This is a genomic window from Phenylobacterium sp., assembly GCF_036264965.1.
Taxonomy (GTDB): domain Bacteria; phylum Pseudomonadota; class Alphaproteobacteria; order Caulobacterales; family Caulobacteraceae; genus Phenylobacterium.
Map to the genome: position 1 here is coordinate 1 of NZ_DATAPY010000018.1, position 12,015 is coordinate 12,015.

General features: G+C 68.7%; 11 protein-coding genes. 8 read left to right on the forward strand and 3 right to left on the reverse strand.

The window, feature by feature from the left end; genetic code table 11:
* The first annotated feature begins 107 nt into the window (after nucleotides 1-107).
* From VHS75_RS01610 to VHS75_RS01640, 7 genes are all read left to right on the forward strand, one after another.
* Complete coding sequence (locus VHS75_RS01610) at nucleotides 108-848, forward strand: adenylate/guanylate cyclase domain-containing protein (RefSeq protein WP_329636864.1); 741 nt, start codon at nucleotides 108-110, stop codon at nucleotides 846-848.
* Nucleotides 849-890: 42 nt separating this feature from the next.
* Nucleotides 891-1,862, forward strand: a complete 972-nt coding sequence (locus tag VHS75_RS01615) for a M48 family metallopeptidase (RefSeq protein WP_329636855.1) — start codon at nucleotides 891-893, stop codon at nucleotides 1,860-1,862.
* A gap of 143 nt (nucleotides 1,863-2,005) precedes the next feature.
* Entirely contained in the window at nucleotides 2,006-3,172 is a 1,167-nt protein-coding gene (locus VHS75_RS01620; protein ID WP_329636856.1) for a hypothetical protein, read from the forward strand.
* A 77-nt stretch (nucleotides 3,173-3,249) separates the two neighbouring features.
* Nucleotides 3,250-3,888: a CDP-diacylglycerol--glycerol-3-phosphate 3-phosphatidyltransferase gene (gene pgsA / locus VHS75_RS01625; protein WP_329636857.1), complete on the forward strand. Its 639-nt coding sequence runs from the start codon at nucleotides 3,250-3,252 to the stop codon at nucleotides 3,886-3,888.
* A 76-nt stretch (nucleotides 3,889-3,964) separates the two neighbouring features.
* A complete protein-coding gene (locus VHS75_RS01630) occupies nucleotides 3,965-4,615 on the forward strand; it encodes a glutathione S-transferase family protein (RefSeq protein WP_329636858.1) in 651 nt (216 codons plus the stop codon).
* Between the two features lie 5 nt (nucleotides 4,616-4,620).
* A complete protein-coding gene (locus VHS75_RS01635) occupies nucleotides 4,621-4,956 on the forward strand; it encodes a metalloregulator ArsR/SmtB family transcription factor (RefSeq protein WP_329636859.1) in 336 nt (111 codons plus the stop codon).
* Complete coding sequence (locus tag VHS75_RS01640) at nucleotides 4,953-5,435, forward strand: SRPBCC family protein (protein ID WP_329636860.1); 483 nt, start codon at nucleotides 4,953-4,955, stop codon at nucleotides 5,433-5,435. The genes VHS75_RS01635 and VHS75_RS01640 overlap by 4 nt, the downstream gene beginning before the upstream one ends.
* Before the next feature lie 3 nt (nucleotides 5,436-5,438).
* On the opposite strand, the gene VHS75_RS01645 is transcribed toward VHS75_RS01640, so the two are convergent.
* The 3 genes from VHS75_RS01645 to VHS75_RS01655 are packed head-to-tail and all read right to left on the reverse strand — an operon-like array spanning nucleotide 5,439 to nucleotide 8,286.
* Entirely contained in the window at nucleotides 5,439-6,815 is a 1,377-nt protein-coding gene (locus VHS75_RS01645; protein WP_329636865.1) for an L-serine ammonia-lyase, read from the reverse strand.
* Nucleotides 6,816-6,869: 54 nt separating this feature from the next.
* Nucleotides 6,870-7,763, reverse strand: coding sequence for a pirin family protein (locus tag VHS75_RS01650; RefSeq protein WP_329636861.1), 894 nt, complete (start codon nucleotides 7,761-7,763; stop codon nucleotides 6,870-6,872).
* A 25-nt stretch (nucleotides 7,764-7,788) separates the two neighbouring features.
* Entirely contained in the window at nucleotides 7,789-8,286 is a 498-nt protein-coding gene (locus VHS75_RS01655) for an Lrp/AsnC family transcriptional regulator (RefSeq protein WP_329636862.1), read from the reverse strand.
* A gap of 141 nt (nucleotides 8,287-8,427) precedes the next feature.
* Here VHS75_RS01655 and VHS75_RS01660 point away from each other — a divergent pair, with 141 nt between their 5' ends.
* Complete coding sequence (locus VHS75_RS01660) at nucleotides 8,428-11,871, forward strand: indolepyruvate ferredoxin oxidoreductase family protein (protein ID WP_329636863.1); 3,444 nt, start codon at nucleotides 8,428-8,430, stop codon at nucleotides 11,869-11,871.
* The last annotated feature ends 144 nt before the right edge of the window (nucleotides 11,872-12,015 follow it).

The window sequence follows — 12,015 nt, forward strand, 5'->3', positions numbered from 1 at the left end:
CTCCACGGCCTTGCGCTCGGCGTCCTCGACCACCACCGGCGCGCCCCAGATCGCCATCACCGCGTCGCCGATATATTTGTCGACGTAGCCGTCGTGGCTTCACCACCATCAGCGAGGGCCTGCGCGAGACCCCCGAGCGGCTGATCGAGCTGATGAACCGCTACCTCACCCTGATGTCCGGGGTGGTGAATGGCCACGACGGCTACGTCGACAAATATATCGGCGACGCGGTGATGGCGATCTGGGGCGCGCCGGTGGTGGTCGAGGACGCCGAGCGCAAGGCCGTGGAGACCGCGCTCGACTGCCAGGCGGCGCTGGAAATCTTCAACCGCGATGTGGTCGGCGAGTTCCTGCCGAACGGCAAGCTCGGCACCCGCATCGGCATCGCCACGGGCTTTGCAGTGGCCGGCAACATGGGCTCGGCCCAGCGGCTCAATTACACGGTGACCGGCGACATGGTGAACCTGTCGGCCCGGCTCGAGGGCGCGAACAAGGAATACGGCACCTCGATCATGATCAGCGAGCAGACCGCGCTCGCCGTGGGCGACGGCTTCGTCCTGCGCCGGCTCGACCGGCTGGTGGTCAAGGGCAAGACCCTGCCGATCACCGTCTTCGAGGTGATGGGCCGCACCGGCGCGGTGGCCGACGACGTCCTGGCTCGCCGCGAGGCGTTCGAGCGCGCCCTGGCGCTGCACGACGCGCGCGACTTCGCCGGCGCACTAAAGATCTTCACAAGCTTGGCAACGGCGGACCCGCCCTCGAAGGTGTATGCTGGGCGGTGCGAGGCCTATCTGACGAACCCGCCGCCGGCCGACTGGCAGGGCGAGTTCGTGCTGAAAACCAAGTGATGGGAAGCCTTTGGGGAGGCCCAGATTGGGGGGAGGCATAACATGAGCAACTCCGAAACCATCGGCCGCCGCGGCCTGCTGACGGGCGCCGCCGCGGGCGCCGCCCTGGCGGCGACGCCCGCCATGGCGCAGATTCCCAGTTTCGGTAGCCTGCCGGGCGTCAGCGGCCTGCCGTCCGGCGTGGGCAGAGCCGCTGATCTCATAGGCCAGGCGGCCAATGTCATCGCCAACATGCAGATCAGCGAAGCCGATGAAATCTCGATGGGCACAAACTACTACGAGCGGTTCATCGACCAGTCCGGCGGCCGCTATAACTCGATCAAGGACCAGGGGGCGCTGCGCCGCTTCGCCGAGCCGTTGATCGCCACCAGCAAGCGCGCCGGCCTGCCGTGGGACATCGCGTTGATCGACGCCGACACGGTCAACGCCTGGGCGCTGCCGGGCGGCAAGATCGCTGTGCACAAGGGCCTGATCCGCTACTGCGCCTCGCCCGAGGAGTTGGGCGCGGTGATCAGTCACGAGATCGGCCACGCCGAGCTCAGCCACGGCGTCGCCCAGATCAAGAACAAGAAGTTTGTGCAGGGCATGGGCGGCATCGCCAAGCAACAGATCGTCGAGCAAGTCGGGCGCAAGACCGGCGGGGCGGGCGCCTTCCTGACCAGCGAGGTCCTGACCGCCTTCGAAGGGCCGGTCTACGACATGGTCACCAGCGGCTATTCGCAGGACCTGGAGTATGCCGCCGACGGCCACATCGTGCGTGTGTTCCACACCGTGGGCTACGACAGCACCCACGCGCCGGACTTCTTCAACACCATGCTGCGGCTGGTGCCGCCCGGGACCAAGGCGACGACCTCGCTCTACTCGACCCACCCGGGGACCAAGGACCGTATCAAGCGTCTGCAGAAGGTCATCCAGACCGACAAGACGCCGATGGGCTCCAGCGACTCCAGCCACCCCGGCTGGGCGGAACTGAAGCAGTCCTTCCCGACGCGCACGGTGTTCCGGCTGACCTGAACGGCGCGGCCGAGAGACTTTCGGTCGCAACCTAGACGAACGATGGGGGCTTTCCTCTTTCGCCGAGCCACCTGATACTGCCGTCGCTGGTGAAGCGACGGGCGCCGGCAAATGGAATTGCCATGCGCCCAGGACCGCTATTGATGCCGCAAGTCAATCTCTCCGCCCTGAATGGGCAGGAGCTCAGGCAACTTCTGGACTCGAGCCGCAGGCGCGGCGACGCCGCCCTGTCCTACCAGGTGCTGCAGGAGATGGCCGTGCGCCGGGAGAACCCCGCGGGACGGCGCGGGTCGACGATTCGGGGCCTGGAAGAGCCGCGTCAGATCGAAGTCGAGCTTGGGGAGATGGCGGAGGACGACGACCTGCCGCCGATGCCGAACTGGCGCCCGCCGGCGCGCGAACCTGAGGACCTGGCGCCGTCGCGGGCGCCTGCGAAGGCCTCGGCTCCGCCGCGAGGCCGGCGCAAGGCGCAGCCTGCGCCGGCCGTGGTTCCTGAGGCGGCGATCGTGGCCGAGGACGCCCAGCCCGCGCCGATCGAGCGGGACGCGAACCGGCCGCTCAGCCTGTGGCACGACGATCCGGCGCCGCCCGAAGACGAAGCGCCAAGTGCGAGGGTCGAGGCCCCGCGGATGGCCCCTCCGCCGGTCGCCAGGCCGCCTTCGCCCCACCGGCCCGGCCTGCGCCTGGTCATCGGCTTCGCCCTCGGCATCGCCGTCGGGACCGCCCTAGGCTTCTGGGTCGGCGACATGCCCCGCGATACGCCGCCGCGGCCCGCGCCGGCCGCCGCGCCGGTCCAGACCGCCGCGCTTGCGCCGGCCCCGCCGCCTGTCCCGGAACCCTCAGCGCCGATCGCCGCGGAGCCGGCGCCGGAAGCCTCGGCCAACCCGGCAGCGGCTCAGCCCGCCTCGCCGTCCAGCGCCCAGGATGTGGCCGGCGACGCCAACAGCCGCGTGACAGAACCCTTGCCGCCTGCGCTCGCGACAGAGGAGGCGGCCAAAAGCGCGCCGATCGTGCAGCCTGCCCCGGAGCGGCCGGCGGCTACGGCGGCGAGCGGCTGCGCGCGGGAGCCCACGCCGGCGGACCGCGTGATTTGCGGTGATCCCAAGCTGCGCCGGCTGCAAGGCGACCTGCGCCAAGCCTACGCCGAGGCGCTGGCGGCGCATGAGGATCGCACCCTGCTGCGAGAGCGCCAGCTCGCGTGGCGCGACGCCCGCAACACCGTGTCTGATCCGACCCGGCTGGCGCAGCTCTATGAAGAGCGGATCCGCAAGCTGAATGCAGCGACGGCGGAGGCGCTGCGGGAACGCTGACCGAGAGGTGGCGTCGGGCCCGCGCGAAAGGCTAAGCTTCAAAGGAACGAAGCGCCGCCGGGCGCGCTGGATTTCCCATGAAGTCGCTTCCCAATATCCTGACCTCGATGCGCCTGGTGTTGGCGCTGTTCATGTTCGTGGCCCTGGCCGCGGCGGCCGGCGCCGTGCCCGGCCTCTCCGACCACCTGGAGCCGCAGACCCAGTTCGCCCTGCAGCGGTGGGCGATCTACGCCTTCGTGGTCGCCGCGGTGACCGACTTCTTCGACGGCTGGCTGGCGCGCAAGCTGGACGCAGTCAGCGTCTGGGGCGCCATCCTCGATCCTATTGGCGACAAGGTGTTGGTCTGCGGCGCCATCCTGGGCCTGATGGCCCTGGGCGGCGCCCAGCCCATGGTGCTGCTGCCCGGCGGCCTCATCCTGTTCCGCGAGTTCACGGTCAGTGCGTTGCGCGAGGTCGGCGCGGGCCGCGGGATCAAGCTGCCGGTGACCCTGCTCGCCAAGTGGAAGACCACCTTGCAGCTGGTGGCGCTGACCATGGAGCTGGTCGTCGGCGCCTGGGGCGCCTTCCCCCTGTTGCCGCAGGACCCCGCCATCGAAGGCCCCGCCGCCATCGCGGCGCACGCGATGTTCTGGCTGGCCACCCTCGTCACCCTGATCACCGGCGCCCAGTACTGGGAGCAGACCCGCAAGGCGCTTTCACCGCCCGCCCCGGAGTAGCGGCGGCGGGTGCAGGGCTTGACGGCATGATCATGAGAATTTACTTAGGCAATCACTTAAGTATGGAGATCCCCGAATGGCCCTGACCCTCTACTATCACCCGCTCTCGTCGTTCTGCTGGAAGGCGCTGATCGCGTTCTACGAGGCCGACGTCGCCTTCACGCCGCGGGTGGTGAACCTGGGCGATCCGGCCGACCGGGCAGCGTTCCAGGCGGTCTGGCCACTCGCCAAATTCCCCGTGCTGCGCGACGACGCGCGGGGGCAGACCATCCCCGAGTCGAGCCTGATCGTCGAATACCTGGCGCGCACCCAGGCCTCTGGAGCTTCGTTGCTGGCGAGCGATCCCGATGCGGCGATGCAGACCCGCCTCCTCGACCGGTTGATCGACAACTACGTGCACCTGCCGTTCCAGCAGATCGTCAGCGAGCGGATGCGGCCCGACGATAAGCACGACCCCTTCGGCGCCGAGCAGAACCGGGGGAAGGTGGCCGAGGGCTATGACCTGATCGCCCCAATGATCGCCAGGACCTGGGCGATGGGCGAGACCTTCACCCTCGCCGATTGTGCGGCGCTCCCTGCGCTGTTCTACGCTGACTACGCGGTGAAGCTGGCCGCGTGGCCGAACCTCGCGGCCTATCTTGAACGCCTGAAGGCGCGGCCCAGCGTGGCCCGCGTGTTGGCCGAGGCCGAGCCGTTCTTCCAGTACTTCCCGCTGAAGGACGGCTGATTCCGATGGCCGCCGTCAACCTCGACCTGACCTTCCAGGCCCTGGCCGACCCGACGCGCCGGAGCATGGTCGAGCGACTGAGCCTGAGCCCCGCCTCGGTGAGCGAGCTCGCGGCGCCCTACGCCATGTCGCTGCCGGCCATCGTCCAACACCTGGCGCTGCTGGAGGCGAGCGGGCTGGTCCGCTCGGAAAAGGTCGGCCGGGTGCGCACCTGCCGCATGGAGCCAGCCGCCCTCAGCCTGGCCGAGCAGTGGTTCAACCAGCGCCGGGCGGAGGCCGAGCAACGCCTCGACCGCCTCGGCGAATACCTCAAACGCTTTCCCGACGGAGACCCGACATGAACGCCCAGATCGAACTCACCCGCAGCGTATCCCACGGGGTCTTCACGCTTGAGCGGACCTATCCCACCGTCACGCCGCGGCGGGTGTTCGAGGCCTTCGCCAGCATCGAGGGCAAGAACGGCTGGTTCACAGCGCCCAATGACAACTGGACCATCGGCGACCGATCGATGGATTTTCGGGTGGGCGGCCGCGAACGGCTCATGGGCGAATGGAAGAGCGGCATGGTCACCGAATTCGACGCTCTCTACTTCGACATCATCCCGGGGGAGCGCATCGTCTACACCTACGAGATGCGGCTGGACGGGCGGAAGATCAGCGTGTCGCTGGCCACCTTCGAGTTCAAGGCGGTTCCCGGCGGTGGGACACGACTGATCCACACCGAGCAGGGCGCCTTCCTCGACGGCTACGACGACAACGGCAGCCGCGAAGAGGGCAGCCGCGAGATCATGGCCAAACTCACCGCCTATCTGGAAGGCTGAGGCTCAGCATTCCGCCAGGTTGACGGCCAGGCCGCCGAGCGAAGTCTCCTTGTAGACGTGGCTCATATCCTCGCCGGTGCGCTTCATCGTGGCGATCACCTTGTCGAGGCTGACTGAGTGCTGGCCGTCGCCCAACAGGGCCAGGCGGCTGGCGTCGATGGCCTTCACCGCGCCCATGGCGTTGCGCTCGATGCAGGGGATCTGGACCAGGCCGCCGATCGGGTCGCAGGTGAGGCCGAGGTTGTGCTCCATGCCGATCTCGGCGGCGTTCTCGATCTGGGCGTTGGTCGCGCCGAGCGCGGCGGTCAGCCCCGCCGCGGCCATCGAGCAGGCGACGCCCACCTCGCCCTGGCAACCCACCTCGGCGCCGGAGATCGAGGCGTTCTTCTTGTAGAGGGCGCCGATCGCCGCGGCGGTCAGCAGGAAGGTGCGTCGGCCCTCCGCCGTGCCATGATGGAAGCGGTCGTAGTAGCGCAGCACCGCCGGGACCAGGCCCGCCGCGCCATTGGTGGGCGCGGTCACCACGCGGCCCCCGGCGGCGTTCTCCTCATTCACCGCCAGCGCCCAGAGGTTCACCCAGTCGAGGGCGGCCAGCGGATCGGCGATGCGCTTGTCGGCGTCGCTGATCAGGCTCTGATGCACCTGGAAGGCGCGGCGCTGCACCTTCAGCCCGCCCGGCAGCACGCCGTCGGTCTTCATGCCGCGATCGATGCAGGCGTACATGGCGGCGGCCACCTCATCGAGGCCGGCGTCGATCTCGGCGTCGGTGCGGCGCACCCGCTCATTGGCGCGCATGACCTCGGCGAAGGTCAGGCCGGCTTCCGCCGCCATGGCCAGCAGCTGCTCGCCTGAGTCGAACGGGTAGGGGACCTCCACCAGGGCCGCGGCCTCCGGCGGGGTGTTCAGCCCCATCTCGCCCTCATCGCGCACGAAGCCGCCGCCGATGGAGAAATAGGTCCGCTCGGCGATCAGGCCGCCGGCCCTGTCGAAGGCCGAGAATTTCAGGCCGTTGGGATGCTGCGGCAGCCGCGTGCGGCCCTCCCACAAAAGGTCCGTGGCCTCGTCGAAGGCGACGCCATGACGGCCGCCCAGGTTCAGCCAATGGTTGGCGCGCACCTCGACGATCACCTGGTCGGCGACGTCGGGATCGAGGCCGCGCGGCTCGAACCCCGACAGCCCGAGGATCACCGCACGGTCGGTGGCGTGGCCGCGGCCGGTGAGCGCCAGCGACGCATAGAGCGTCACCTGCACCCGTGCGGGCTGCTCGACCCGCTCGCCCAGCCAATCCAGGAACCGCCCCGCGGCAGTCATCGGGCCCATGGTGTGCGAGCTGGACGGGCCGATCCCCAGCTTGAAAAGGTCGAAGACGCTGACGTTCATGGGCGGTGTGTAGCCGATAGATCGCACCGGCGCCTATTTCTGCGGCGCCGAACGTCAGCTCATTGCCGGAGCAGGGCCCGGCGGGTCGGGCGGCAGGGGGATGAACTCCTGGTCGTCGGCATCGGGGAGCTTCATGCGGCCGGCCCGCCAGTCGGCCTTGGCCTGCTCGATCCGGTCCTTGGACGAGGCGACGAAGTTCCATTCGATGAACCGTTCACCGATCGGTTCGCCGCCCAGCAGCATGACGATGGCGGGTGTGACGGCGGTGACCGCAATGGTCTCGCCGGGCGCAAAGACCGCCATCTGGCCCTCGTGGATCTGCCGTCCGTCGATCTCGACAATGCCCTGGGCCACATAGGCCGCGCGCTCGGGGTATTCCGCCGGCAGCTCGGCCCTGGCGCCGGCGTCCAGCGCCCAGTGGACGTAGAACATCGGCGAGTGGACCTTCACCTTGGCCTCCGCGCCGAAGGCCTTGCCGGCGATCAGGCGGGCCCACATGCCGCCGCCTTCATAGGTCGGCAGGTCGTCCGGGCCGTGGTGCGAGAAGGCCGGGGCGCTGTCCTCCGACTCGGTGGGCAGGGCCACCCAGGCCTGGATGCCATTCATCGTCCCGCCGTGGGCGCGCAGGTCTTCGAAACGTTCGGAATGGGTGATGCCCTTGCCGGCCGTCATCCAGTTGACCTCGCCGGGCCGGATCACCTCCGTCGTGCCGACGCTGTCGCGATGGGTCATGGCGCCTTCGAACAGGTAGGAGACCGTCGACAGGCCGATGTGCGGATGCGGCCGCACGTCGACGTTGCGCGGGAATCCGGGCTCGAAGGTCGCCGGGCCCATGTGGTCGAAGAAGATGAACGGCCCGACCATCCGGTGCGCGTGGAACGGCAGCACGCGCCCCACCTCGAACCCGCCGAGATCGCGGCGGCGCTGGTCGATGACGAGTTCAATCATGGGGAGGAGCCTCCGTGGTGGAAGCCTATCCTTGCGCGCTCACATAGGGGCTGATCAAGCCGAGGGGCGCAGAGGTGGTGTTCTTCACCGAGCGGATGACGATGCGGCTTTCGATGTTGGAGACCAGACCCAACGACAGGATTCGCTCGCGCAGGAAATCGTCGAACGCGTGCATGTCGCGGGTGACCACGCGCAGCTCATAGTCAGCCGAGCCGGTGACGGTGGCGCACTGCACCAACTCGGCCAGCTTGGTGATCGCGGTCTCGAAGGCGTCGAGGTTGTCCTTGGTGGGCAGGCTGAGCTTGACGGTGCAGTAGACCTCGAAGCCCAGGACCAGTTTCTCGCGGTCGAGGATGGTCACGCGCCGCTGGATGACGCCGGCGTCTTCCAGCCGCTTGATCCGCCGCCAGCAGGGGCTGGAGGACAATCCGACCCGCTCGGCGATCTCGGCGACAGACAAGCCGGCGTCGTGCTGGATCAGGTCCAGGATTTTAGCATCGACGGCGTCGAGCACCTCAGACAAGTTTTCCTCCCTGTTCAGCGCCATATAGGCGTCGTTCGTGCCCCCGAACTGAGAGGTCGGGGCACGCTTTTAGCAAGCAATTGCTGCGATCTTATATGATCTTCCAAAGCGCGCGCGAGAGGCAGAAGGAAGAAAATTGCGATGCGGCACGCTGAAGTGACGCTGGACGACAAATTTCTGCTCACAGAAGGCCGGGTTTTCATCACCGGCGTCCAGGCGTTGCTGCGTGTCCTGATGGACCAGCACCGGCTGGACAAGGCCGCGGGTCTGCGCACGGCGGGATTCGTCTCCGGCTACCGCGGCTCGCCGCTTGGCGGGCTGGATCAGCAGGCCGGCCGCGCCTCGAAATTCCTCAAGGCCGCCGACGTCGTCTTCAAGGAAGGCGTCAACGAGGACCTGGCGGCCACCGCCGTCTGGGGCAGCCAGCAGGCCAACCTGTTCCCCGACAGCGCCAGGTACGATGGCGTGTTCGGCATGTGGTACGGCAAGGCCCCCGGCGTCGACCGCACCGGCGACGTCTTCAAGCACGCCAATTTCGCCGGGACCTTCCCCAAGGGCGGGGTGCTGGCGGTGGCCGGCGACGACCACAACTGCAAGTCCTCGACCCTGCCGTCGCAGTCGGAATACGCCTTCCAGGATTTCGAGATGCCGGTGCTATCGCCGGCCGACGTGCAGGAGGTGCTGGACTACGGCCTGCTGGGCTACGCCATGTCGCGCTACACCGGCCTCTGGGTCGGGCTGATCGCGCTGGCCGACACCATGGACTCGGGCGTGACCATCGACGTCGGCCTGAATCGCCACCAGTTCGTCCTGCCGGAGACCTTCCGCCTGCCCGTGGGCGGCCTCGGCATCCGGCTGAAGGACCAGCCGCTGGACAAGGAGCGCCGGCTCCGCACCCAGAAGATCCCCGCCGCCCTGGCCTTCGCCCGCGCCAACCGGATCGACCGGGTGATGCTGGGCTCCTCGCGGCCCCGGCTCGGCATCGCCTGCCAGGGTCAGGCCTACAAGGACGTGATCGAGGCCTTCGCGGCCATGGGCATCTCGTCCGCCGAGGCCGCCGACCTGGGCGTGGCGATCTACAAGGTCGGCATGCCCTGGCCGCTGGAGCCGCTGGGCATCCGCGCCTTCGCCGCCGGCCTCGAGACCCTGATGGTCATCGAGCACAAACGCCCGCTGATCGAGACCCAGGCCCGCGCTGCGCTCTACGAGCTGCCCGCCCACGCCCGGCCGAAGATCATCGGCAAGGTGGACGAGCAGGGCCATCCTCTGCTGTCGGAGATCGGCTCGCTGTCGGTGGCGGAAGTGGCGCTGGCCATCGCCGACCGCCTGCCGCCGGGTCCGCATATGGAGCGGGTCCACGACTATCTGGCGCGGGTCTCCGCCGCCTCGATGGCCGCGGTGACGCTGTCGGCGGACCAGCAGAGGAAGCCGTTCTTCTGCTCCGGCTGCCCGCACAATTCCTCGACCCGCGTGCCGGAGGGCTCGCGCGCCCTGGCCGGCATCGGCTGCCACTACATGGCCAGCTTCAACGACCCCTCGACGGACCTGAACAGCCACATGGGCGGCGAGGGCCTGAGCTGGGTCGGCGCCTCGCCCTTCACCAACGAGAGCCACGTCTTCGTCAACCTGGGCGACGGCACCTACAACCACTCGGGCTCGCTGGCGGTCCGCGCCGCGGTCGCGGCCGGCTCGTCGATGACCTACAAGCTGCTGTTCAACGACGCGGTCGCCATGACCGGCGGCCAGGCGGCGGAGAGCGGCTTCACGCCCGCCCAGATCACGCGGCAGTTGCACGCCGAGGGCGTGAAGAAGATCGTAATCGTCGCCGCCGAGCCCGAGCGCTACGAGCACGCCACGGACCTCGCACCCGGCGTTGAGGTGCATCCGCGCTCCGAGCTGATGAAGGTCCAGGAGCAGCTGCGCGAGACGCCCGGCGTCACCGTCCTGCTCTACGATCAGGTCTGCGCCACCGAGAAGCGCCGCCGCCGCAAGCGCGGGACCATGAAGGCCGCGCCCCAGCGGGTGATGATCAATCCGTTAGTCTGCGAAGGCTGCGGCGACTGCTCGAAGACCTCGAACTGCGTCTCGGTCGAGCCGCTGAACACCGCCTTCGGCCGCAAGCGGAAGATCAACCAGTCGTCCTGCAACCAGGACTACACCTGCCTGGAAGGCTTCTGCCCGTCGTTCATCACGCTCGAGGGCGCGGAGAACCCGCACCGTGAGGCCATGCCGGCGCTGACGGCGGACTCCACCCCGCTGCCGGCGTTCGAGCCGTTCGAGGGCGTGAAGAACATCGTCTTCACCGGCGTCGGCGGCACGGGCGTGACGACCGTCGCCTCGATCCTGGCCATGGCCGCGCACGTGGACGGCCGCGCCTCGTCGGTGGTCGACATGACCGGCCTGGCGCAGAAGGGCGGCGCCGTGTTCAGCCACGTCCGCATCGGCGAGGCCGAGGACACCGTGGTCGGCGGCCGGGTCCCCGCGGCCTCGGCCCGTGTGCTGATCGCCTGCGACCTGCTGTCGGCGGCGGGCGCCGATGCGCTGGCGCTCTACGCCAAGGACCGCACGGTGGCGGTGGGCAACGCCGACTTCGCCCCGACCGCCGACTTCGTCACCGACCGCGACGTGCGCTTCGACGCCGAGGCGCAGGGCCGCCGGCTGGCCGCGGCGGTGAAGTCCTATGACGCCATGCCGGCCCAGAACCTGGCGGTGGCGAACCTGGGCGATGCCATCTACGGCAATATGATCATGCTGGGGTTCGCCTGGCAGAAGGGCGTGATCCCGCTCTCCAGCCGCGCGCTCTACCGCGCCATTCGGCTGAACGGGGTGGACGCCGAGGCCAATCTCCAAGCCTTCGAGCTTGGCCGCAAGGCCGCCTTCGATCCGGCGGCGCGCGGCAAGCGGGAGGACGACGTGCCGACGCCGGAGACCATGCCGTTGGACGAGCTGATCGCCCACCGCATGACGGAACTGACCGGCTACCAGAGCGCCGCCTACGCCAGGCGCTACGCCGACCAGGTGGCGGCGGTCCGCGCGGCCGAAGCGCCGCTCGGCTCCGAGGCCCTGACCCGCGCGGTGGCGGTGAACCTCTACAAGCTGATGGCCTACAAGGACGAATACGAGGTCGCCCGGCTCTATACGGACGGCCGCTTCCAGGCCTATCGCAACGAGACCTTCAAGGGCGGCAAGGCCAAGGTCTGGCTGGCCCCGCCGCTGATCGCGCGCAAGGGCCCCGACGGGCGGCCGAAGAAGATCGCGTTCGGCGGCTGGATGCTCGACGCGGCCTTCCCGGTGATGGCCCGGATGAAGGGCCTGCGGGGCACGGCGCTGGACATCTTCGGCTACACCGACGAGCGGAAGATGGAGCGTGGCCTGATCGCCGACTACGAGGCGGCCCTCAGCAAGATCGTCGATGGCCTGTCGCCCGAGCGGCTCGCCACCGCCGCCCAGATCGCCGCCATCCCGCAGAAGATCCGCGGCTACGGCCACGTCAAGGAAGCCTCCGTCGGCCCGGCCAAGGCCGAGGAGAAGGCGCTGTGGGGTCGCTGGGACAAGCAGTCCGCGAAGGTGCTGGAGACGGCGTAGGCCCGGCAGGTTACCCGGTCTCTCACCTGGTCATCCGCCGCGCATTGACTCTGTTGCTTACATCCGTAATTTTCATAGACTACAGATGTAAATCTAACGCCGGAGAACGCCGATGGTCGTGGCCGCGATTTCCAAGACGCCCAA

What these genes read in the sequence shown, in the direction of transcription:
- VHS75_RS01615 (WP_329636855.1), top strand. Translation starts at nt 891, where the DNA reads ATGAGCAACTCCGAAACCATCGGCCGCCGCGGCCTGCTGACGGGCGCC.
- VHS75_RS01630 (WP_329636858.1), top strand. Translation starts at nt 3,965, where the DNA reads ATGGCCCTGACCCTCTACTATCACCCGCTCTCGTCGTTCTGCTGGAAG.
- VHS75_RS01635 (WP_329636859.1), top strand. Translation starts at nt 4,621, where the DNA reads ATGGCCGCCGTCAACCTCGACCTGACCTTCCAGGCCCTGGCCGACCCG.
- VHS75_RS01660 (WP_329636863.1), top strand. Translation starts at nt 8,428, where the DNA reads ATGCGGCACGCTGAAGTGACGCTGGACGACAAATTTCTGCTCACAGAA.
- pgsA (WP_329636857.1), top strand. Translation starts at nt 3,250, where the DNA reads ATGAAGTCGCTTCCCAATATCCTGACCTCGATGCGCCTGGTGTTGGCG.
- VHS75_RS01650 (WP_329636861.1), bottom strand. Translation starts at nt 7,763, where the DNA reads ATGATTGAACTCGTCATCGACCAGCGCCGCCGCGATCTCGGCGGGTTC.
- VHS75_RS01645 (WP_329636865.1), bottom strand. Translation starts at nt 6,815, where the DNA reads ATGAACGTCAGCGTCTTCGACCTTTTCAAGCTGGGGATCGGCCCGTCC.
- VHS75_RS01640 (WP_329636860.1), top strand. Translation starts at nt 4,953, where the DNA reads ATGAACGCCCAGATCGAACTCACCCGCAGCGTATCCCACGGGGTCTTC.
- VHS75_RS01620 (WP_329636856.1), top strand. Translation starts at nt 2,006, where the DNA reads ATGCCGCAAGTCAATCTCTCCGCCCTGAATGGGCAGGAGCTCAGGCAA.